19 protein-coding genes are annotated in these 21,326 nt (G+C 63.8%); 10 read left to right on the plus strand and 9 right to left on the minus strand.

Annotated features, from left to right (window positions below):
• Positions 1-46: 46 nt before the first annotated feature.
• Both OQE56_RS00805 and gltX read left to right on the plus strand, forming a co-directional pair.
• Positions 47-484: a DUF4399 domain-containing protein gene (locus OQE56_RS00805; RefSeq protein WP_267220613.1), complete on the plus strand. Its 438-nt coding sequence runs from the start codon at positions 47-49 to the stop codon at positions 482-484.
• A gap of 96 nt (positions 485-580) precedes the next feature.
• On the plus strand, positions 581-1,981 hold the full coding sequence (gltX, locus tag OQE56_RS00810; RefSeq protein WP_267220616.1) for a glutamate--tRNA ligase: 1,401 nt from the start codon (positions 581-583) through the stop codon (positions 1,979-1,981).
• A gap of 110 nt (positions 1,982-2,091) precedes the next feature.
• Here gltX and OQE56_RS00815 read toward each other — a convergent pair whose 3' ends face one another.
• The 5 genes from OQE56_RS00815 to OQE56_RS00835 all read right to left on the minus strand — a co-directional run bounded on the left by OQE56_RS00815 (position 2,092) and on the right by OQE56_RS00835 (position 10,201).
• The gene (locus tag OQE56_RS00815) at positions 2,092-3,570 is read right to left on the minus strand and encodes an efflux transporter outer membrane subunit (protein ID WP_267221838.1); all 1,479 of its coding nucleotides are present in this window, start codon (positions 3,568-3,570) and stop codon (positions 2,092-2,094) included.
• Positions 3,571-3,578: 8 nt separating this feature from the next.
• A complete protein-coding gene (locus OQE56_RS00820; protein WP_267220618.1) occupies positions 3,579-6,767 on the minus strand; it encodes an efflux RND transporter permease subunit in 3,189 nt (1,062 codons plus the stop codon).
• Positions 6,768-6,802: 35 nt separating this feature from the next.
• Positions 6,803-7,969 (minus strand): efflux RND transporter periplasmic adaptor subunit, encoded by a 1,167-nt coding sequence (locus tag OQE56_RS00825; protein WP_267220620.1) that lies wholly within the window; start codon positions 7,967-7,969, stop codon positions 6,803-6,805.
• A gap of 161 nt (positions 7,970-8,130) precedes the next feature.
• On the minus strand, positions 8,131-9,510 hold the full coding sequence (locus OQE56_RS00830) for a sensor histidine kinase (RefSeq protein WP_267220622.1): 1,380 nt from the start codon (positions 9,508-9,510) through the stop codon (positions 8,131-8,133).
• Entirely contained in the window at positions 9,497-10,201 is a 705-nt protein-coding gene (locus OQE56_RS00835; RefSeq protein WP_267220624.1) for a response regulator transcription factor, read from the minus strand. The genes OQE56_RS00830 and OQE56_RS00835 overlap by 14 nt, the downstream gene beginning before the upstream one ends.
• Positions 10,202-10,297: 96 nt before the next feature.
• Between OQE56_RS00835 and OQE56_RS00840 the strand changes: the two genes are divergently transcribed.
• The 5 genes from OQE56_RS00840 to OQE56_RS00860 all read left to right on the plus strand — a co-directional run bounded on the left by OQE56_RS00840 (position 10,298) and on the right by OQE56_RS00860 (position 12,971).
• The gene (locus OQE56_RS00840) at positions 10,298-10,582 is read left to right on the plus strand and encodes a hypothetical protein (RefSeq protein WP_267220626.1); all 285 of its coding nucleotides are present in this window, start codon (positions 10,298-10,300) and stop codon (positions 10,580-10,582) included.
• A 51-nt stretch (positions 10,583-10,633) separates the two neighbouring features.
• Entirely contained in the window at positions 10,634-11,143 is a 510-nt protein-coding gene (locus tag OQE56_RS00845) for a transcriptional repressor (protein WP_425601585.1), read from the plus strand.
• A gap of 131 nt (positions 11,144-11,274) precedes the next feature.
• A complete protein-coding gene (locus OQE56_RS00850) occupies positions 11,275-11,700 on the plus strand; it encodes a MerC domain-containing protein (RefSeq protein WP_267220628.1) in 426 nt (141 codons plus the stop codon).
• Positions 11,701-11,761: 61 nt separating this feature from the next.
• Complete coding sequence (locus OQE56_RS00855; RefSeq protein ID WP_267220630.1) at positions 11,762-12,739, plus strand: cation diffusion facilitator family transporter; 978 nt, start codon at positions 11,762-11,764, stop codon at positions 12,737-12,739.
• Between the two features lie 70 nt (positions 12,740-12,809).
• Positions 12,810-12,971, plus strand: coding sequence for a 30S ribosomal protein THX (locus OQE56_RS00860; RefSeq protein ID WP_267220632.1), 162 nt, complete (start codon positions 12,810-12,812; stop codon positions 12,969-12,971).
• A gap of 52 nt (positions 12,972-13,023) precedes the next feature.
• On the opposite strand, the gene hutI is transcribed toward OQE56_RS00860, so the two are convergent.
• The 3 genes from hutI to OQE56_RS00875 are packed head-to-tail and all read right to left on the minus strand — an operon-like array spanning position 13,024 to position 17,350.
• The gene (gene hutI / locus OQE56_RS00865; protein WP_267220634.1) at positions 13,024-14,259 is read right to left on the minus strand and encodes an imidazolonepropionase; all 1,236 of its coding nucleotides are present in this window, start codon (positions 14,257-14,259) and stop codon (positions 13,024-13,026) included.
• Positions 14,256-15,779 carry a chloride channel protein gene (locus tag OQE56_RS00870; RefSeq protein ID WP_425601586.1) on the minus strand — a complete coding sequence of 508 codons (1,524 nt, stop codon included), beginning with the start codon at positions 15,777-15,779 and terminating at the stop codon, positions 14,256-14,258. Before OQE56_RS00870 ends, hutI begins: the two co-directional genes overlap by 4 nt.
• Positions 15,776-17,350 (minus strand): carbon-nitrogen hydrolase family protein, encoded by a 1,575-nt coding sequence (locus tag OQE56_RS00875; protein ID WP_267220636.1) that lies wholly within the window; start codon positions 17,348-17,350, stop codon positions 15,776-15,778. Before OQE56_RS00875 ends, OQE56_RS00870 begins: the two co-directional genes overlap by 4 nt.
• 82 nt (positions 17,351-17,432) lie before the next feature.
• Here OQE56_RS00875 and OQE56_RS00880 point away from each other — a divergent pair, with 82 nt between their 5' ends.
• The gene (locus tag OQE56_RS00880) at positions 17,433-18,800 is read left to right on the plus strand and encodes a formimidoylglutamate deiminase (RefSeq protein WP_267220638.1); all 1,368 of its coding nucleotides are present in this window, start codon (positions 17,433-17,435) and stop codon (positions 18,798-18,800) included.
• A 113-nt stretch (positions 18,801-18,913) separates the two neighbouring features.
• The gene (locus OQE56_RS00885; protein ID WP_267220640.1) at positions 18,914-19,081 is read left to right on the plus strand and encodes a hypothetical protein; all 168 of its coding nucleotides are present in this window, start codon (positions 18,914-18,916) and stop codon (positions 19,079-19,081) included.
• A 43-nt stretch (positions 19,082-19,124) separates the two neighbouring features.
• Here the strand turns inward: OQE56_RS00885 and OQE56_RS00890 are convergent, their stop codons facing one another.
• A complete protein-coding gene (locus OQE56_RS00890; protein WP_267220642.1) occupies positions 19,125-20,057 on the minus strand; it encodes a LysR family transcriptional regulator in 933 nt (310 codons plus the stop codon).
• A 103-nt stretch (positions 20,058-20,160) separates the two neighbouring features.
• On the opposite strand from OQE56_RS00890, the gene OQE56_RS00895 reads away from it, so the two are divergent.
• Positions 20,161-21,276, plus strand: coding sequence for an aldo/keto reductase (locus OQE56_RS00895; RefSeq protein WP_267220644.1), 1,116 nt, complete (start codon positions 20,161-20,163; stop codon positions 21,274-21,276).
• The last annotated feature ends 50 nt before the right edge of the window (positions 21,277-21,326 follow it).

Genomic DNA, 21,326 nt, shown 5'->3' on the forward strand with positions numbered 1-21,326 from the left:
CCTTCGCGAGTACACTGGTTCGACTTGTCAACGCGGAGACACGCCGATGAAACGCTTGTTGCTCGCTGTCGCACTCGCCACTCTCACCGCGGGCACCTTCGCCGCCGATGCACCCGCAGGCCTGCCGGTAACCAAGGCGCCGGCCGGGGCCGAGGTCTACATCATTTCGCCCAAGGACGGTGCCATCGTTGGCCCGGAAGTCACCGTGCAGTTCGGCCTCAAGGGCATGGGCGTCGCCCCGGCTGGCACGAAGAAGGAAGGCACCGGCCACCATCACCTGCTGGTCGATGTGAAGGACATGCCTGCCGCGGGCCAGCCGATTCCGAAGGATGAGCAGCACCTGCACTTCGGCAACGGCCAGACCGAAACCACCCTCAAGCTGGCTCCCGGCAAGCACACGCTGCAGCTGGAGCTGGCGGACGAGAACCACGTTCCGTTCGATCCGGCGGTGGTGTCCAAGCCGGTCACCATCACGGTGAAGTGAGTTGATCGGGGTTGCCTCAGCGGGCAACCCAGGTCCCGGTCGAGGGTGCGGATCGGTTAAAATGGCCGTTTTCGCCTTTCAGGACAGCCGCGTCCCATGACCGTCCGCACCCGTTTTGCCCCCAGTCCTACCGGTTTCTTGCACATCGGCGGCGCCCGCACGGCGCTCTACTGCTGGCTGGAGGCCCGTCGCCGCGGCGGTGAATTCGTGCTGCGCATCGAGGACACCGATCGCGAGCGCTCCACCGAGGCAGCCGTACAGGCCATCCTCGACGGCATGACCTGGCTGGGCCTGCGTCATGACGAGGGTCCGATCTACCAGACCGCCCGTCTGGAGCGCTACAAACAGGTCGCCGACGAGCTGCTGAAGGCCGGCAAGGCCTATTACGCCTACGAGTCCAAGGACGAGATCGAGGCCATGCGCAACGAGGCAATGGCCAAGGGCGAGAAGCCCCGTTACAACGGCTATTACCGCGACCGCAACGAGCCCTATCGCGACGATCCGAACCGCGTGATCCGTTTCAAGAACCCGCTGGAAGGCTCGGTGGTGTTCGACGACAAAGTGAAAGGGCGCGTGGAGTGGAGCAACGCTGAGCTGGACGATCTGGTGATCTTCCGCTCGGACGGCTGGCCCACCTACAACTTTGCCGTGGTGGTGGACGACATCGACATGGGCATCACCGAGGTGATCCGTGGCGACGACCATGTCAACAACACGCCGCGCCAGATCAACATCTACAAAGCGCTCGGCGCACCGGTGCCGGAGTTCGCGCACCTGCCGATGATTCTCGGTCCCGATGGCCAGAAGCTCAGCAAGCGCCACGGCGCGGTGAGCGTGATGCAATACCGCGACGACGGCTTCCTGCCGCATGCGCTGCTCAACTACCTGGTGCGTCTGGGCTGGTCGCATGGCGATCAGGAAATCTTCTCCGAGGAGGAGATGATTCGCCTGTTCGACGTGGCCGACGTTAACAAGGCAGCCTCGCGTTTTGACGTTACCAAGCTGTCGTGGCTGAACCAGCATTACCTCAAGACCGAAGACCCTGCTTCGATTTCGCCGGAGTTCGAGTGGCACCTGACACAGGCGGGCGTCGACTTCAGCAAGGGCCCGAAGCCGGCCGATGTCATCGTGGCGCTGCGCGATCGCGTGCAGACGCTGAAGGAAATGGCTGAGCGCGCCAAGATCTGGTACGGCCCGATCACCGAGTGGGACGACAAGGCCGTCGCCAAGCATCTGCAGAACGACTCGGCGGTATCGGTGCTTGAGGCAGCCAAGGCATTGCTGGCTACCTGCGAATGGTCCCCGGAGCCGATCCATCAGGTCATCGAGCAGGTTGCTGCCAAGCTCGAGCTGGGCATGGGCAAGATCGCTCAGCCGCTGCGTGTGGCCATGACCGGCACTCAAGTGTCGCCGTCGATCGATCACACGATCTATCTGGCGGGTCGAGAGGTGGCTCTTAAGCGTATCGATGACGCTGTCGCCAAGGCGCGCGGCTGATTTCATTACCGTCATCCCAGCGAAAGCTGGGATCCAGCGCCTTTCCGATGCGCCTCAAAGTCACTGGATCCCAGCTTTCGCTGGGATGACGAGCAAAGGTAGAGCCGCTGTTAGTGTGAGTTCGCCGCCTGCGCTGACGCCTGGGATTCGCTCCAACCACCGCCCAGCGCCTGTATCAACGCCGCCGTATCGCTGAGCCGCGCAGCTTGCGCCTGAATGCGTGCGATGCGCGCTTGCTCATACGCCTGCTGCGCATTGATCAGCACCAACGCACCAACGTAACCCAGTTGTTGCTGCTTCCCGGTGAGATCCAGTGTGCGCTGTGCGGCGCGTTCGGCGTCGGTGGCGGCAGCTAGCGTGCGGGCATCCGCATCGATCGCGTAAAGCGTGTCGGCCACATTCTGAAAGGCGCCGAGTACCACACTGCGGTATTGGGCGGCCGATTGTTGCAGTGCCGCCTCGGCTGCGCGTTGCTTGTGCTTGAGTGCGCCGAAGTCGAACACCGTCTGGGTCACGCTGCCGGCCAGCGCCCAGAAGACGTTGTCGTCGGTGAACATGCGGGTGAACGATGTCGAGCTGCCGCCATAGGAGGCACTTAACGCGAATTGCGGCAAGCGATTGGCCAGCGCCACTCCTACCTCGGCACTCGCCGCATGCACGTTTTCTTCGGCAGCTCGCACGTCGGGGCGTTGTTCGACCAGTTGCGAGGGCACGCTCATCGGTAGCGAGGCGGGTAGGGTGAGATGCTCCAGATCGAATTCCGGCGCGCCGCCTTGTGCCGGCGGCTCACCGCACAGCACCGCCAGCAAATCGCGATTCTGTTCCAGTTGTTTCTGCAAGCCGGGCAATGCTTGCCGCGCCTGGGCCAATGCGCTTTCCTGCGCGGCGACGTCCATAGCAGAGGCGTAACCCAGCCGCGCCTGGTCATGCAGGATGGCTAGCGCACGCGTCTGTGCGGTGATCACCGCTTCCGTAGCTTGGATCTGCGCGCGCAGCGAAGCCTCCTGGATCGCGGCATTCACCACATTGGCCGCCAAAGAAAGCCGCGCTGCTTCGAGCTGGAGTCGCTGGTTGTCCGCCTGCGCCTGCAACGATTCCACGGTGCGCCGGTTGAGCCCGAATACATCGGGCGCATAGCTGATATTGAGCTGCGCGGTGTGCAGCGTGTAGTACGTGGCGTTCGAGGTGAGCGCGGGCGACAACGTGCCTACCGCATCGCGCTGGCGGGATGGCGAATAGCTCACCTGCGCAGTGGGGAAGAAGGTCGCGCGCTGTGCCGCGACGTTCTCCTGCGCCTGGCGCAGCGCGGCCTGCGCTGCATCCAGATCCGGGTTATGGGCCAACGCGCGCTGCACACGGTCGTTCAATGCATCCGAGCCGAACACCTGCCACCACGTCTGGGCAATGGTTTGATCGGAGACCAGCTGCTGTGGATGTCCGGTGTCGTCACCCAGCGTGGCCGGTAGCGCCTCGCGGGTGAACTGGGTCGACGCTGGCGCGGCGGGACGCTGATAGTCCGGGCCCACCGCGCAACCGGCGCAGCTGGCAGTGAGGGCGGCCCACAAGGCGGCGCGGCGCCATGGCTTCATGGACCGATTCATGGCGTACCTCCGCTCAGACGGCGCTGTTTGCGCTTCTGCGTCCACTCCACCACCAGCACCTGCAGCGCCGGGGCCACCACCAGCAGCATCACAGGGCCCAGCAACATGCCGCCCACCACCACGGTGGCCAGCGGGCGTTGCACCTGACTGCCGATGCCGGTGGATATCGCCGCCGGCAACAGGCCGATGCATGCCGAAAGCGCGGTCATCAGCATCGGGCGCATGCGTTGCTCGGCGGCCTGAGTCATCGCATCGATCGGCGAATGACCGGCAAACACCAGATGATTGAAATAGGTGATGACCAGAATGCCGTTCATCACCGATACGCCAAACAGCGAAACAAAACCGATAGCGGCCGATACGCTCAGATCCAGCCCTGAAAGATAGAGCGCGATGATGCCGCCGGCGATGGAGAACGGGATCGCCGCGAGGGTCAGCAGGCTGTCGCGCAGGGAGTTGAACAGCGCAAACAGCAGCGCCAGGATCAGGCCCATCGCGATGGGCAGCACGATAGCCAGCCGCTGTTTGGCCTGCTGAAGATCGTTGAACTCACCCGCCCACGCCAGGTGATAACCCGGAGGCAGGGGAACGTGTTCGGCGATACGCTGCTGCGCTTCGGCCACGGTGCTGCCCAGGTCACGGCCGCGCACGCTGAACTTCACCGGCACAAAGCGTTCGTTGCGTTCGTGGTAGATGTACGAGGCGCCGGTATCGAGTGAGATTTTGGCCACTTCGCGCAGCGGCACATAACCGGTGCCACCGTTGGGCAGGCTGTAGCCGACCTGGATGTTGCCAATGTCTTCGATGCTGCGCCGGAATTGTGGCGCCAGCCGTACGACCAGATCGAACTGGCGATCACCCTCCAGCACCGTGGTTGCCGAGGTGCCGCCCGCCGCGGCTTGCACCACCGCGTTGATGTCGCCGGTATTGAGCCCATAGCGCGCCGCTCTGGCACGGTCGATGGTGATATTGAGATTGGGCTGGCCCAGCACGTGGAACACGCCCAGGTCCTGCACGCCGTGCACCTTCTGCATCTCGTGCATGACTTGATCGGCGAGTCGTTCGAGTTCCGGCAGCTCGGGGCCGACAATCTTCACCGAGTTGGCGCCTTTCACGCCGGAGAGGCCTTCCTCGATGTTGTCCTGAATGTACTGGGAGAAGTTGAACTCAACGCCAGGCATCGCGCTGTCGAATTCCCGTTGCAGTTCGGCAACCAGCTTCTCCTTGGTGTGGCCGCTGGGCCATTCGTCTTCAGGCTTCAGTGGCACAAACAATTCCACGTTGTAGAAGCCCGACGCATCGCTGCCGTCGTCGGGGCGGCCGTGCTGCGATACCACAGTGACCACTTCCGGGTGCTTGAGCAGAATGCGGCGCAGCTGATTGACCTTGTCCTGGCCCGCTTCCAACGAAATGGTCGGCGGCATCGAGGCGCGTATCCACAGATTGCCTTCTTCGAGCGCGGGCAGGAATTCCGTACCCACGCGGGTGAGCAACAGGGCTGCCAGCAGCAGGAAACCCACGCCCAGCCCAACGGTGGTGCGCCGACGGGCGAGTGCCCAGCGCAGTACCGGGGTGTAGACGCGGCGGATCGCACGCACGAACAGCGTCTCGGTTTCCTTCACGTGACGCGGCAGCAACAGCGAGGCAAGCACCGGCGAGATGGTGAAGGTGGCGATCAACGCACCCGACAGCGCATAGGCGTAAGTGCGCGCCATGGGGTTGAAGATCTGGCCTTCCACGCCCTGCATGGTGAACAGCGGAATAAAGGCCGCCACCGTAATGGCGGAGGAGAACAACACGGCGCGATCCACCTGCATGGCGCTGATGAACATCAGGCGCAGGCGATCCGTCCAGCCTTGTGTGCCGGCGCCGCGCATGTAAGTGCCCAGATCGCTTTGCGCCGCCTCGTGCAGGATCTCCCGCTGCTCGTCGTGCGTCTTCTGGAAGTTGCGGAAGATGTTCTCGATCAGGATCACTGCCGAATCGACGATGATGCCGAAGTCCACCGCCCCCAGGGAAAGCAGATTCGCCGAATCGCCCATCAGCACCAGGATGATGATGCTGAAGAACAAAGCCACCGGAATATTCGCGCTGACGATGATGGCGCTGCGCAGATCACCCAGGAACACCCACTGGATCAGGAAGACCAGCAGGCAGCCGAAGATCAGGTTGTGCAGCACCGTATGGGTAGTGACCGCCACCAGCGTCGAGCGGTCGTAGAACGGCACCAGCTTCACGCCGGCCGGTAGTGTGCCGTCGCTGTTGAGCTTCGCGACTTCGTCCTTGACCCGCGCCACCACTTCGTTGGTTTGCAGCGTGCGGTTCATCACCACGATGCCGGTGACTACATCGTCCTGCGTATCGCGGCCTGCACGGCCAAGACGCGGCACTGCGCCTACATTTACTTTTGCTACGTCCTTGACCAGCACCGGCGTGCCATTGGTCTGGCTAAGCACGATGTTGCCGATATCGTCGACGTTCTTGATCAACCCGACGCCGCGGATGTTCACCGACTGCTGGCCGATGTTGATGGTGCGCCCGCCCACGTTGCTGTTGGCGTTACCGATGGCGGTGATCAACTGGGGCAGGGTGACGCCATAGCCTTGCAGCTTGTTCAAATCAGCGTCGACGTCGTATGCCTTGGTCGTGCCGCCCCAGGTCACTACCTGGGCGATGCCAGGCACCGATAACAGACGGCGCGTCACCACCCAGTCCTGCAGCGTACGCAGCTCGGTCAGGCTCATGCTCTTCGGGCCGGTCAGCTGGTAGCGAAAGATCTCGCCGACGAGGCTGGACGCCTGAATCTGCGGCTGAACACCATTAGGCAAGCTGACGTTCTGCTGCAACGACAGCGCGGCCTGGGTGTAGTCGAAGTAGTAGTCCGTGCCGTACTTGAAGGTGACGCGCACAAACGACAGGCCGTAGAACGATGTCGACCGGATGCTTTCCACGCCTGGCGTGGTGGCCAGGCCCACTTCCATCGGGCGCGTATAACTGCGCTCCATTTCCTCGGCGGACAGGCCCGGTGCCTGCGCGGTGATTTCGAGGATCACCGGCGCCGGATTGGGGTAAGCCTCGATGTTGAGCTTGGCATAAGCCGCCAGGCCAGCGATGACAAAGGCTCCCAGCGCCATCAGCACGATGGCACGGCGGGTCAGCGCAAAGGCGACAAGACCTCTGAACACAATCAATCCTTATGAATGACAAGAGGCCAATGCGCTCATTGCGCCTGCAGGGCCAGCGCGTTGCTCAGAAACAACGCGCCCTCGGCCGCGATGCGCTGGTGAGGCGGCAAGCCGGATAGCACGGGGTAATAACCATCCTGCAAAGGACCCACGTCGACGGGGTGGCGGGTGAAGTGCAGGCCGTCGGTGGTGGTGAACACCACCATCGCACCGGTGCCTTCGCGGACCAGCGCATCCACCGGTACGGCGTCGTAGCGCGTGGGGGCCGCCGTAGCAATGCTGTAGTTGGCCAGCATCTGCGGACGTACGCCGGGCGGTGGCGCGTTCAGCACTGAGCGCAGCAGTACGCGATGTGTTGCCGCGTCCGAACTGTTGCTGACGTAGTCGACCGTGCCGGTGATGGTGTGCTGAGGCAAGGCCGGCAGCATGGCAGTGAGCGGGTCGCCGACGTGCACCTGCGGTGCGTCCGACTCGGCGACGTTGGCCACCAGCCAAAGTCCGCCCTTGTTGGAAATGCTGAAAGGCGCGGGACTATTGCCCGGCTGCACCAGATCGCCCGGTGCAATGGTGCGCGCCGTCACCTGACCGTTGGTCGGGCTGTCGATGCGCAGTTCACCATCAACGCGCCGCGTGTCGGCTACGCGATCGATCTCCGCATCGTTCTTGCCGAAGATATGCAGCGCGCGGCGTGCGGCCTGATAGTTGCCTTCGGCCGTCTGCTGATCGGAAACCGCCTGTTCGAGATCGCGCGGTGCATTGGCTTCCACCTTTGCCATGCCCTTGGCGCGTTCCAGCGCGGCTGTGGTTTGCACGCGTGCCGCTGCGGCACTTACCAACGTGGCTTCAGCCTGCGCCAGATCGGGACTGTCTACGGAAAACAACGCCTGGCCGCGGGTGACGTTATCGCCAGCCTTGGCAAATACCTCGCGCACGCGCCCCGCGTACGGCGAGGTGACCTGAGCCAGGTGATCCTGATCAAAATCGACATATCCCACGGCTTCGACGCGCGGCGTGAATTCACGCGTGATCACGTCGGAAACATGAACCTGCTGCGCCTGTTGGGCGCTGATGGTCACGCTTTGCTCATCGGCGGGCGGGGCCTTCTGCGGCGCCGCTGCCGGATCGTGTGGCACGAACAGCGCCAGCAGCACCGCTGCCGCAACGCAGCCGCCAGCGATGAGTCGTCCTTGATGCTTATTCATGGGCCAATGAGCAGATAGGCCATGCGCAGGGGCGGCGCGAGGCGTGGCGGGCAGGGTTCCGGGGTGGGCTTTTCCCTCGCGCCAGCCGTGCGACAGGGGCTTCTGGCCGGCGCGCGGGAAGACCCGCCGGCACCTTAGTGGTGCAGCACCGCAGGAGACAGTTACGGTTTGGAAAGATTGGCCGACGGCAGTTCGATGTCGACTTTCAGGCCGGGCGAAGTGTTGGCCAGTCGGAGTTGGCCCCGGTGCAGCGCCACAACGGCCGAGACGATGCTCAGGCCGAGTCCGTTGCCGCGCTGGTGGCGGCTGGCATCCACCCGGAAGAAGCGCTCAGTGGCGCGCGCAAGCGCTGCCTCGGGGATGCCCGGGCCGTTGTCCCTGACGCTGATGACCACGTGGTCTGCCTGTTGCGCAGCGTGGATTTCCACATGGGCTCCCGCACCGGCGTACTTGAAGGCATTGTCGAGCAGGTTGGCCAGCACGCCAGCCAGCAAATGGCGATCCGCCAGGACGCAGGGATCGCCCTCTACGGTGCAGCGCAGATCAATCGCCAGCGGTTCGGCGGCCGGTTGGTAAAGCTCCATGATGTCATCGAGCAGGCCGCGCAGCGCGAGCGGTTCGAAGCTGCCGCGCCGTATGCCGGATTCGGCCTCGGCGATCTGCAGCAGCTTGTCGAGCACGGTAATCAGACCGTCGATCTCATCGATGGCGTATTGCGCACCCTGCGGCAATCGCGCATCGCGCTGGGGGGAGCGCAAGGCTTGTTCAAGCGCCGCGCGCACCCGGCCCAGCGGCGTGCGCAGATCGTGGGCGATGGCGTTCGATACCTGACGTGCGTTGTCCATCAGGCGTTCGATTTCATCGAGCATGTCATTGATATCGCGGGCGACGACGGCAAACTCGTCGCGCGACGTGCCTACGCTGACGCGGCGATCCAGTTGGCCCGCGGCAATTTCCGTGGTGGTGCGATGAATGGCCCGCAGCCTGCGTTGCAACTGGGAGTGGAACAGCGCTGCGCCACCGCCTGCCAGCAGCAAGGCCAGCACGCCGCCCAGACCCAGCGCCACCAGCGTCCGGTGCTCCAGTTCGCGTACGTCGTGCATGTCGCGCCCCACCAGCAGCACATTGCCGTCGGGGAATCGATAGGCCAGCAAGCGGCTGGCGGAGTGGCGGCCGAGCCGTTCGACTTCCAACTGGCGCAGGCCGCTGCTCGATACCGCTGCGGCAGGCCATGCGGTGAGGTTGCCGATCAGCTTTTGACCCTTGGCGTCGAGCAGCAGATAAATCTCGGTGTCGCTGTCCTTGTTATCCGTCAGCAGGCTGTAGATGTCATGCACCAAAGCGCCGATGCCGTTCTGCGCTTTTACCTGCACCAGGTGGCGCGACGTGCTGCGCAGTTGTTCGTCGATATTGCGGCGAAGCAGGCCCGCGGTGGCGATATAGAACACGGTGGAAATAAGCGCCACTGAAAACAGCAGCAACAGGCCGTAGCCTGCGGCCATGCGAAAGACCACCGAGTGGCGGAAGCTAGGCATCAGCATGCGGGTCGTCTTCAGCGGGGGCGCCAATGGTGAAGCCGATGCCGCGCACGGTGCGGATCAATGGCGGCGCGCCATCCTGATCGATCTTGTTGCGCAGCCTGCTCATCTGCACGTCGATAACGTTGGTCTCCGGGTCGAAGTGATAGCCCCATACCGCTACCAGCAGCATCTTGCGCGTTACCACTTCGTCCTGATGGCGAACCAGATATTCGAGCAGCTGGTATTCGCGTGGCTGCAGCAGGATCGGGCGTCCGTTGCGGAATACCCGGCGCGTGCGCAGGTCCAGCGTCAGATCGCCCACCATAAGCAGCTCAGGCTCGGCGCGCTGGCCGGCGCGGCGGGCCAGTGCTTCGACGCGCGCCAGCATTTCGTCGAGTGCAAACGGCTTGGTGAGGTAGTCGTCGCCGCCGCTGCGCAGTCCGCGGATGCGTTCGTCCAGGCTGCTCAATGCGCTGAGCACCAGCACCGGCGTGCGGTCGTCGCGCAGGCGCATGGCCGCGAGAATATCCAGGCCGTCGAGGCCGCCCGGAAGCATGCGGTCCAGCACCACCAGATCCCACAGCTCATGGCTGGCGCGTGCCAGGCCGCTGGTGCCGTCGTTGCACACCTCGACCTGATGCCCGGCCTGGGTCAGGCCTTCGCGAATCAGTTCGGCAGTGGGAAGGTCGTCTTCGATCAGCAGACAGCGCATGGCTCCGGTCCGGCTAGTGGGTGTGACGTCGGCGGGTGCAAGCAGGCCGCAGACGCATCATCATCTGCCTATCGTAGATGAGCAGGCGGAGCTCTCGTGGAAGAGTGGCTGGACAAAGCAACCCAAGGCGTCGATATGGACAGTCCCGACGCCTTCCTGCACATCTTCCTGAACCTGATGAACTTGGTTCCCTGGGCTGCGATGTTCTGGTGGAGCGTGGTGTTCGTGGTCGTCGGCGCGCTGCTTGGCTGGTGGCGTGGACGCCTGGTCGAAGGCATTGTCTGGGCCGCCGTGCTGGGGCCTTTTGGCTGGGTGGTGGTGTTGATGCGCCCACGTCCCAGGCCCGCGGCGGAACCGCCGCCGTTGCCTAAGAGCCGCTGACAAAACGTGGCGACTCTGAGCGAAGCTGAAGGCGGACTTGCGCCGGGGTGTATGATGGACGTTGAGGTGAATCCCGTGAGTCAGACCGCTACCAGCAAACCGCATACGCATCACCATCACCACGACGATGCCCAGAGCTTCGTGCGTGCGGTGGAGCATGCCAGCGAGGAGCGCGGCCTGCGCCTGACTCCGCTGCGCAAGGAAGTGCTTGAGCTGGTGGCTGCCGCGGGCAAGCCCGTGAAAGCCTATGACCTGCTGGATCAGTTGCGCGAACGCCACGGCAACGCCGCGCCGCCCACGGTTTACCGGGCGCTGGATTTCCTGCTGGAGCACGGCTTCATCCACAAGCTGGAATCCATCAACGCTTTCGTCTCCTGCCACCATCCGGCCGAGGCGCACCAGGTGCCTTTCCTCATCTGCGACAACTGCTCCAGCGCGCAGGAAGTGTGCGACGAGCGCGTGGCCGAGCTGATCGAGGCGCAGGCCAAGGCGTTTGGCTTCCGCCCGCAGGCGCAGACGCTGGAAGTACACGGCCTCTGCAAGAACTGCCGCAAGGCCTGATCCCCCGAGCCAATGCCGGTGGCCTGCGTGGCCCCGGGGCGGGGTGGTTTGCGTTTGAGACGTTATAATGTAACATGCGCATCGATGGGCCTCCCCTGGCCTGACTCGCGAAGTGCTCTGGCCCCGATCCGATGGATGCCCGACAAGAGAACAAGAGCCGTTGGTGGTCCCTGGCAGACAGGGTAGGCGCGACTGCGTCGTTCCTGTGCGCCATTCATTGCGCAGCGCTGCCGTTTGTCTTCGCGTTGCTGCCGCTGCTGGGTCTGGGCTTTCTCGCCGATCACGCGTTCGAGCGCGGTTTCGTGATGTTCGCCTGCACGCTGGCGCTCATCAGCCTGATCAGTGGTTATCGCCATCACCACCGTCCGCTGCCGTTGCTGCTGGCGTTGCCGGGTCTGGCGCTGCTTGTCGTTGGCGTGACGTTTGCGGAAAGCTACTCCGTGGCGCTGCACAGCGTGCTGGTGACGTGCGGTGGCGTGCTGGTGGCCACGGCGCATTTCGTCAATCTGCGTACGCATCGCGCGCTGCACGTTCACGGGCCGCAGTGTGTCCACTGAGGCCATCGGCGAAAGCCGCCGTGATTGTGTAACGGGGCAGGTGGTTCCTAGCATTTGCGCGATGAACACCGCTCGCACGCATACCCACGACCATCACGATCATGACCATGCCCATCATGGTCATGCGCACAGCCATGACCACGACCACGGCCAGATCAGCGGACGTGAGCGCAAGCTGATTTTTGCCTTCGTGCTCACCATGCTGATGATGATGGTGGAGGCGGTGGGCGGCTTCTGGTCCGGCTCGCTGGCACTGGTGGCAGACGCCGGCCACATGCTGATCGACGCGCTGGCGCTGCTGCTCGCCGTGGTCGGCGCCTGGTTTGCCCGGCGGCCTGCTGACGCCCGCCGCAGCTACGGCTACGGCCGTCTGGAAGTGCTGGCAGGTTTCGTCAATGCACTGACTCAGTTCGCGTTGGTGGGTTTTATTGCCTACGAGGCGGTGATGCGCCTGTTTGAGCCCACCCACATCCTGTCCGGCATGATGCTGGTGGTCGCGGTGATCGGCCTGCTGGTCAACCTGCTGGTGCTGCGCACGCTGCATGGGCATGCGCACGACGATGTGAATCTCGCTGGCGCCACTTTGCATGTACTGGGCGATCTGCTGGGTTCGGTCGCTGCGGTAGTGGCTGCGTTGCTGGTGCGCTGGCAGGGCTGGAACTGGGCCGACCCGGTGCTTTCACTGCTGGTGTCGCTGCTTATTCTGAACAGCGCGTGGCGGCTGCTGCGCCGCTCGGCGCATATCCTGCTGGAAGGCGTGCCCGAAGGCATGAACACCGGCGACGTGGCTGAATCGCTGCGGCATGCCCACGCGTCGATCCGTGACATCCATCATCTGCACGTGTGGCAGCTGGCCTCCGGCTCGCGTATGGCGACGCTGCACGCCGAGCTGTACGACGACACGAGCAGCTCCGTGGCCATTACGGCGATCAATCACCTGCTGGCTGAACGCTTCGGCATTCAGCATGTCACCGTACAGATCGACGCGGAGCAGTGCCCTGATCACACCCGTGGCTGCGCCGGACACGGCCCGCGCTGACTATTGCGCTTTGGGCCGTCGCTGATACGATGGTCGGCCGAGTTCACCCCAACGAATCAAGGAGTTCCCCATGGGCAAGGGCGATCGCAAGACCCGTCGTGGCAAGACCTACCGTGGCAGCTACGGCAACAGCCGCCTGCACTCGCTGCAGCCGGCCGTGGCCGGTGCCAAGGCGACCGTGACCAAGCCGGCCGCCGCCAAGAAGGCCGCTCCGAAGAAGAAGTCGGCCTAAGCCGCTTCGGACGCTAAAAAACCCCGCCCCGGCGGGGTTTTTTTATGGGCGTTCACACTTCGCGCGATATGAGCTCGCCGCCCAGGAAGACCTCGCGCAGCACATTGCTGCCGCCGATCCAGTAGCAAAGTTCGGCTGGCGCGCGAACGTTCCATACGGCCAGATCGGCGCGCTGTCCCACTGCCAGCGTGCCCCGATCAGACAAGCCCAGCGCGCTGGCGGCATGAACCGTGACGCCACGCAGGGCCTCTTCTGGCGTCAGGCGAAACAACGTGCACGCCATGCCCGCGGCCAGGCGCAGCGAAAGCAGCGGCGAGGTGCCAGGATTGCAATCGGTCGCCACGGCCATGGGTACCCGGTGTTCACGCAGCCCGGCGATGGGCGGGAGTTTGGTCTCGCGCAGCGCATAGAACGCGCCGGGCAGTAACACTGCGACGGTGCCTGCCTTCGCCATCGCCTGGATACCACTGTCGCTGAGATGCTCGAGATGATCGGCAGACAGCCCCTGGAATGCCGCCACCAGTGCGGCGCCGTCGAGGTCGGAAAGCTGCTCCGCGTGCAACTTCACCGGCAGACCGAGCTGCGTGGCCCGTTCGAACACGCGGCGCGTCTCTTGCGGTGTAAAACCAATGGACTCGCAGAACGCATCGACGGCATCGACCAGTCCTTCGCTCGCCAGCGCCGGCAACATCTCGTTGCAAACAAGATCGACGTAGGTGTCGCGGTTGTCGCGATACTCCGGCGGCAACGCGTGCAGGCCAAGAAACGTCGTGCGTACGGTGATTCCCAGTGCCTTGCCGAGGCGGCGCGCGACACGCAACATCCGTCGCTCGGTGTCGAGATCCAGGCCATAACCTGACTTGATCTCCAGCGTGGTGACGCCATCGGCCAGCAAGGCATGCGCACGCGGCAGCGCTTGCGCAAACAAGGCATCTTCGCTGGCTTCGCGCGTGGCTTTGACGGTGGAAACGATGCCGCCACCCGCGCGCGCGATTTCTTCGTAACTCGCACCGTTGAGGCGCAGATCGAACTCGTGCGCGCGGTTGCCGCCGAATACGAGGTGCGTGTGGCAGTCGATCAGCCCCGGTGTCACCAGCGCGCCATCGAGATGCTCGACGTGCGCAGCGAGATGTTCTGCGTCGACAGGCAGATCCTGTTGGCGCCCCACCCAGGCGATGCGCCCTTCATGCAGCGCAATGGCGCCGTTGGCGATCAGTCCGTAGGGTGCGTCGCCAGCAAAGGTCGCGAGCGTGGCATCGAGTAGCAGATGGTCCCAGCGTGTCGTCATGGCATAGGGCGGTCGTGTGGTGGCTCGTCGTCGTTGCGATCGTGCCTGGGTGGAATCGGCGTGGAAGGTTCTTCCACCATCGTTGGGTGTGGGTGTGCTTCTTCGTCGGCATGGTCGCGGGTGCTGAAGTCACCCTGATCATCAGCGGCTTCCTCGGCGGCGCGGCGCGCGAGTTCGTGCTCGTAACTTTCAATCAGCTTGTCAGCCAGTGCGCGATACACCGGCTTAGGCGAAAGCAGCGATGACGCTGCACGTGCGAGCAGGCAGGTAGCCATGATGGGCAGCACCATCTGCTGGTTTGCAGTGAGTTCCATGGAAATCACAGTGGCCGTCAGCGGTGCCTGCGTCACGCCGGACAGATAGGCCGCCATGCCCAGCAAAGCGACGGCCGACGGATCGACGTTGGGCAGAATGGTGCTCAGGTTGTTGCCCAGGCCCGCACCCACCGCAAGCGCGGGCGAAAAAATGCCGCCGGGAATGCCAGCCCAGTACGACGCGATGTTGCCCATGAACTTCAGTACGCCGAAGCTCATCACCGTATCGGTGTGGTTTTCCAGAATCTCCTTGGCCTGCGCATAACCCGTACCGTAGAGGCCGGTATGCGTGAGCTGGCTCAACAGCACCAGTGCCAAGCCGCAGGCCGCTGCAAACACCACAGGTTGACGCGCACGCACGCGGCCCATCAGACCACGCATTCCATGGTCGCTCGGCTGGATCAGGCGTGCGAACAAGCCACCGGCCAGACCGCAGGTGATGCCGGTGGCCAGCACGGCCCACCAAGCCTTGCCCAGTGGCAGGCCGATATCGAAGTGGCCGAAATACGCGTAATTGCCGAGGATGCCCAGCGACACGACGCCTGAGACGATCACCGCGGTGAGCAAGGTGCCGCTCATGCGGTGTTCGAATGCGCCACTCATTTCCTCAATGGCAAACACCACACCGGCGAGCGGCGTGTTGAACGCTGCCGCGAGGCCAGCGGCGGATCCGGCGAGAATGAAGCGTCCGGCTGCAGCAGGCTCGGCAAAACCGAAGCGCCGCCCGAGCGAGTAGAGCAGGCCCGCGCCGACATGCACGGTGGGGCCCTCGCGGCCTACCGATGCACCCCCCATCAGTGCGGCAAGCGTCAGCGCCATCTTGCCAATCGCCACGCGCAACGACAGCAGGCTCTGGCGGAAATCCTCGTCTTCGACCTTCAGTGCCGCGATGGCTTGCGGAATGCCCGAGCCACGCGTGGGTTTGAGCACACCCTGCGTAAGCCAGGCCAGCAGCGCAAACGTAAGCGGCGTGATCAGGAAGGCCCAGTAGCGGTTGTGCGACACCACGCCACGAAACACACCGAAAGCCCAGTCGGCGGCTTGCGCAAAACCCACCGCGGCCAGACCCACCAGCACAGCGCCACTCCAGAACAACACGCGGCGGCGCCATTCAACCGGCGAAAACAGTTCCGAATCGGTCAGGCGCTTCAGGCGCCCCGGCACGTTGGAGCGAGCGCCGGTATCGTCGTCGCTGCGGTCCCTCACGACTTCTTCTCCGACTTGCGGGTCCAGCGGGTCTCGTAGAGATCGAAGCGGCGGTCCTTGAGGTTTTGCACGGCACCGGCGTTACGTGCACGGGCCAGACTTTCCAGGCGCAGGTCGGCAAACAGCACGGTTTCGATGTTCGGCGTGGAATCGGCTGCGATGCCGTCGCGCGCAAACGGGAAGTCGCTTGGCGTGAGGATGCAGCTCTGGCCGTACTGAATGTCAAAGTTGTTCACGCCGGGCAGGTTGCCCACGTTGCCCGATAGCACCACGTAGCACTGGTTTTCGATGGCGCGGGCCTGCGAGCAATAGCGCACGCGCAAGTAGCCCTCGCGCACGTCAGTGCAGAACGGCACGAACAGGATCAGCGCCCCTTGGTCGGTGAGGTGACGCGCGACCTCGGGGAATTCCGAGTCGTAGCAGATCATCACGCCAATCGGGCCGCAGTCGGTCTGGATGGTGGCCGCGGTGTCGCCGCCGCTCACATTCCACACCGTGCGTTCGCTCGGTGTGGGATGAATTTTTTCCTGCTCGTGGATGGAACCATCTCGCAGGCACACGTAGCAGACATTGTGAATGTCGCCATTGGCCTGCTCAGTGGGGTGGGAGCCACCGATGATGTTGATGTTGTAGTGCACCGCCAGACGGCTGAAGAGTTCCTTCACCTGTGGCGTGTACTGACTGAGCTTGCGAATCGAGTCGACCGGCGACAGCTCCTCATTTTCGATCGACAGCAGCTGCAGCGTGATCAGTTCGGGGAACGTAACGAAGTCGGCGCTGTAGTCGGCCGCGATATCCGTGAAGTACTCCACCTGGGTGGCAAACTCCTCGAATGAACGGATGCGGCGCTGCTGATACTGCACCGTAGCCACGCGCACCGAATCCGGCAAACGCTGAGTGGAAGGTATCGACGGAATGTCCGGCTGATTGAGTAGCTGCGGATTGCGCCATACCAGATGCGCGGCATAACCAAGCGAGTCATAGTCGGAGGGCACGTAGCCGCGCAGCAGGCCGATGACTTCGAAATCATTGCTCAGCTGAAAGCTGAGCGTGGGGTCGCGACGCCGGCCTTCCACCACGGCCTGCACGTAGCCGTCGGCGCTGCCATAGCGGTGAATGTTACGGGCAAGTCCAGGAATGCGTCCGCCAAACACGATGCCGCGCAGCTTGAGATCGGTACACACGCGCTTGCGCGCCTGATACAGGCGCTGACCGATGCGCATGTTGCGGTAATCGGGATGCACCACCACTTCCATGCCATACAGCCAGTTGCCGTCGCGGCGATGGCGCGAACCCATGCCACCACCGGTGATCTGCATCCAGGTATGCGGCGCCAGCGCAGTGGCTTCGTCGATACGGAAGGTGGCGCAGTAGCCCACAATCTTCCCCTCGTACTCGGCCACGAACTGGCCTTCGGGGAAGTGAGTCTGCTGGGAGCGCAGCATTTCGGCCGAGTGTCCCCACTCGGCCGTGTAAACGCGCGCGGTGAGCTCGACCAGCGCCGGTACGTCGGCAGGCTTCGCCTGGCGAAGCAGCAGTTTCGGGGCGTGTTCCTGGTTCTTCTTGGCCATCGGCGCATTATGCCGCAGCGGCGTGAACGAGATGACCTGATGAACGGTTACACTCGCTATTCACGTCCCCAGGAGCCAGCCCATGGCCGCCGCTATCCCGACCCATTACACCGCCGATCGATTGTGGACGCCGCATGGCTGGACGCGTGACGCCGGCGTGCAGATCGACGACCGCGGGCAGGTAGTGGGTTTGTCGTCGGGTGAAGGCGAGCGGCTGGGACACTGGGTGCTGCCGGGCATGCCCAACCTGCATTCGCACGCGTTCCAGCGTGCCATGGCGGGATTGGCCGAACGCAAGGGCAAGAGCGACGACAGTTTCTGGACCTGGCGCGAAACCATGTATGCGTTCGCTGCCACCATCGGTCCGGAAGAGTTGCAGGCAATCGCCGCGCAGCTCTACATGGAAATGCTCAAGAGTGGCTACACGCACGTGTGCGAGTTTCACTATTTGCATCACCAGCCAGACGGCAAGCCGTATGCGCAGCCCGAGGCGATGTCACTGGCGTTGATCGAGGCGGCGCGCGAAACCGGCATCAACCTGACCTTGTTGCCGGTGCTCTACATGACGGGTGGCTTCGACGGCCGGCCGCTCGCGCCGCGTCAATGCCGCTTCGGCCATGACGTACCGTCCTATCTGCGCTTGCTCGAATCGCTGCGCGCGCATGAGAACGATAAGCTTCGCGTCGGTATCGCGTTGCACTCTCTGCGCGCGGTGCCTGCGGAAGCCATGCGCCTCGTGCTGGCGGACGATACGAACCGGGATTGTCCCGTTCACATCCATATCGCCGAGCAGATCGGCGAGGTGCAGGATTGTCTGGCTACGCGCGGCGCACGCCCGGTCGAATGGCTGTTCGAGCATGCCGAGATCAACGCGCGCTGGACGCTGGTGCACGCCACGCATCTGAGCGCACATGAAACGTCGATGTTGGCGGGCAGCGGCGCTGTGGCGGGTTTATGCCCGACCACCGAAGCAAACCTGGGCGATGGTCTGTTTCCGCTCGCCGATTACCTCGACGCGCACGGCACGCTGGGCATCGGTTCGGACTCGCATATTTCAGTGTCGCCGGTCGAAGAACTGCGTTGGCTCGAGTACGGCCAGCGCTTGTCGACGCGGCATCGCAATATCGCCGCCCGCCGTCAGGGCGACAGCGTGGGCGATACGCTGTGGCCAGCGGCGTTGCGCGGTGGTGCCCTGGCATCGGGTATGCCGATTGGCGAATTGCGTGTCGGCGCGCGTGGCGACCTGCTGGTGCTGGATGACCGTGCGCCGTTGCTTGCCGCGCGCGACGAAAGCTCGCTGATCGACAGTTTCCTGTTCGCCGGCAATGTGCCGCTGGTGCGCGATGTGATGGTCGGTGGTGAGTGGGTGGTTCGTGGTTTTGTTCACCACGACGAAGATCGCATCGCCGCGCGTTATCGCACCGTCATGGCGCGGCTGGCGCAGCGCTGAGGCGAAAGCTTGGTGTCAGCATGAACGGCAGCCATCGGCATCGTTGCCATGGCGTCATCTCGCGCTTGGCGTGGGCGTTTTCCGATGCAAACCCCCTCACCAAGGAGAGCGTCATGCGTCGACTCATGCTGATTGGTATCGGTCTCGCTGTCATGGCCGGTGCGAGTCTCTCGCTTACCGGTTGCGTCGTTGTGGCACCGCGCCCGCACTACGCTCGCGTGTGGGTGCCGGGTTACTACGCACCGGCTGGCGTGTACGTCTCGGGCCACTGGCGCGCTTAACCTCATGTTGTAAAGCGTCCGGCGCGCAGGCGTCTGGACGCTCTTACAGAGGGTACGCCGACTGCGTGGATTCGATGTATCTGCGCAGGTGCTCAATGAACACGCGCAATTTTGGCGGCACCTGCACGCGGCTCGGGTAATAGAGATAGAAACCGTCAAACGGCGGTAGCCAGTCGTCGAGCACGGTTTCAAGTCGGCCTGCGGCAATCTCGGCGTGCACGGAAGCTCGCACCATGTGCGTCAGCGCCAAACCGTCGAGCGCCGCGCGTATCGCCACGGCGGGCTCATTGGTGGTGATGGGGCCATCCACATCCATCTCGAACCATTGCCCTTTCGAGGGCCCGGCGGGGTGTGCGAATTCCCACCGGTAGATGGCGTGGCTGCTGAAGCGGAAGCGCACGCAGGCGTGCGATGCCAGATCACGCGGATGTTGGGGCCGCCCGTTGGCGGCGAAGTACGCCGGCGAGCCGACGACAACGGCGCGCTGCGGGCCCCCTAACGGTACGGCCACCATGTCGCGCGCGAGTCGCTCGCCCAGACGGATGCCAGCGTCGAAACCTTCGGCGATAAGATCGGTCAGCCGGTTCTCTACCTGGATGTCCAGTTTCAGTTCCGGCCACGCTCGCATGAACGGCGCCATGACAGGGGCGATCAGGTGATCCAGGACCATCTGCGGTACGGCGATTCGCAGCGTGCCCGCCGGCCGGTCGCCGTGCTGGCGCAGGGCGTCGATGGCGGCATCGATTTCGCTCAGGGCAGGGGAGATCCGTTCCAGAAACGCCTGTCCCGCTTCGGTGAGGCCGACCCGGCGTGTGCTCCGGTGCAGCAGGCGCACGCCCACGTGGGTTTCCAGCTGGCGCAGGGTCTGGCTCAGGGCCGAGGCGGTGACCTCCATGTCCATGGCGGCACGCGTAAAGCTCCCGTGCTGGGCGATGAGCCGGAAAGCGCGCAAGGCGGTGGCGTGATCGTTGGCCATTGATTAGCTTTACTTAATAAAGCATGCACACGATCCGGGTTTTTCCACGCAATGGCAAGGTGCAGACTGCGCGCATCCCCCCACTGAGCAAAGGGAATTCGCCATGTCGCTTGATGCCTACTACACCCTTGGCCGCTCTGGCCTCCGCGTAAGCCGTCTGGCCCTGGGCACGATGACCTTCGGCGAAAGCTGGGGGTGGGGCGCCGCCGAAGACACCGCCCGCGCCATGTTCGACCGCTATCTGGCGGCGGGCGGCAATTTCATCGACACCGCGGATCTGTACACGGAGGGTGCGAGCGAAGAGCTGCTGGGCCGTTTCATCGCCGAAACCGGCACCCGCGACCGCGTGGTGGTGTCCACGAAGTTCAGCTACAACGCGCAGCCCGGCAACCCCAATGCAGGCGGCAATGGCCGCAAGAACATTCTGCGTGCGGTGGAGGGCTCGCTGCGCCGTCTGCGTACCGATTACATTGACCTCTATCTGCTGCATACCTGGGATCGCCTGACGCCCGCCGAGGAAGTGATGCGCACGCTCGACGACCTCGTGCGCGCGGGCAAGATCCGTTACGCCGGTTTGTCCGACGTACCGGCCTGGTACGCCTCGCGCGCCCAGACCTATGCGGAAGCCCACGCGCTGACCCCGCTGGTCAACATGCAGCTGGAGTACTCGCTGATCGAGCGCCACATCGAACACGAATTCGTGCCGATGGCAGGCGAGCTGGGCATGGGCATCACCGCGTGGAGCCCGATGGGCATGGGCCTGCTGTCGGGCAAGTACAAGCCCAGCGAGGCGGGCGGAGCGGGCGAAGGGCGTCTGGCCAAAGTCTCTGGCGTGCCGGGGTTCGATCGTTTCACCGAGCGCAACTGGGCAATTGTGGCGACGCTGGAAGACGTTGCTAAGAAACTCGGCAAGCCGATGGCGCAAGTGGCGCTCAACTGGGTGGCGACGCAGCCCGGCATCGCTTCGGTCATCGTCGGCGCGACCAAGCTGGCTCAGCTGGATGACAACCTGTCGGCGTTGTCCTTTGAGATTCCCGCGGAACTTCGCGCTCAACTGAATGCGGTCAGCGCGCTGGATGCCACCTTCCCCTACTGGTTCTTCGGCGACGTGCAGCAGTCGCGTCTGCATGGTGGTGTCGCCGTGGGCAGCAAGCCGGCCAGTTATGCGCCGCCGGTGTATGTGCCGGGCCAGCCGGCAGGCGCCTTCAAGGCCGACTGATCAAAAGCGGGCAAAAAAAATCGGCGCCAGCATGCAGACTGGCGCCGAGG

The organism is Dyella silvae, from assembly GCF_026421305.1.
Taxonomy (GTDB): Bacteria; Pseudomonadota; Gammaproteobacteria; order Xanthomonadales; family Rhodanobacteraceae; genus Dyella; species Dyella silvae.

Bases quoted from the DNA above. Each gene is read 5' to 3' on its own strand.
- OQE56_RS00805 (WP_267220613.1), top strand. From the start codon at position 47: ATGAAACGCTTGTTGCTCGCTGTCGCACTCGCCACTCTCACCGCGGGC.
- OQE56_RS00895 (WP_267220644.1), top strand. From the start codon at position 20,161: ATGTCGCTTGATGCCTACTACACCCTTGGCCGCTCTGGCCTCCGCGTA.
- OQE56_RS00835 (WP_267220624.1), bottom strand. From the start codon at position 10,201: ATGCGCTGTCTGCTGATCGAAGACGACCTTCCCACTGCCGAACTGATT.
- OQE56_RS00875 (WP_267220636.1), bottom strand. From the start codon at position 17,350: ATGGCCAAGAAGAACCAGGAACACGCCCCGAAACTGCTGCTTCGCCAG.
- OQE56_RS00885 (WP_267220640.1), top strand. From the start codon at position 18,914: ATGCGTCGACTCATGCTGATTGGTATCGGTCTCGCTGTCATGGCCGGT.
- hutI (WP_267220634.1), bottom strand. From the start codon at position 14,259: ATGACGACACGCTGGGACCATCTGCTACTCGATGCCACGCTCGCGACC.
- gltX (WP_267220616.1), top strand. From the start codon at position 581: ATGACCGTCCGCACCCGTTTTGCCCCCAGTCCTACCGGTTTCTTGCAC.
- OQE56_RS00825 (WP_267220620.1), bottom strand. From the start codon at position 7,969: ATGAATAAGCATCAAGGACGACTCATCGCTGGCGGCTGCGTTGCGGCA.
- OQE56_RS00890 (WP_267220642.1), bottom strand. From the start codon at position 20,057: ATGGCCAACGATCACGCCACCGCCTTGCGCGCTTTCCGGCTCATCGCC.
- OQE56_RS00860 (WP_267220632.1), top strand. From the start codon at position 12,810: ATGGGCAAGGGCGATCGCAAGACCCGTCGTGGCAAGACCTACCGTGGC.
- OQE56_RS00880 (WP_267220638.1), top strand. From the start codon at position 17,433: ATGGCCGCCGCTATCCCGACCCATTACACCGCCGATCGATTGTGGACG.
- OQE56_RS00855 (WP_267220630.1), top strand. From the start codon at position 11,762: ATGAACACCGCTCGCACGCATACCCACGACCATCACGATCATGACCAT.
- OQE56_RS00850 (WP_267220628.1), top strand. From the start codon at position 11,275: ATGGATGCCCGACAAGAGAACAAGAGCCGTTGGTGGTCCCTGGCAGAC.
- OQE56_RS00815 (WP_267221838.1), bottom strand. From the start codon at position 3,570: ATGAAGCCATGGCGCCGCGCCGCCTTGTGGGCCGCCCTCACTGCCAGC.
- OQE56_RS00830 (WP_267220622.1), bottom strand. From the start codon at position 9,510: ATGCTGATGCCTAGCTTCCGCCACTCGGTGGTCTTTCGCATGGCCGCA.
- OQE56_RS00845 (WP_425601585.1), top strand. From the start codon at position 10,634: ATGATGGACGTTGAGGTGAATCCCGTGAGTCAGACCGCTACCAGCAAA.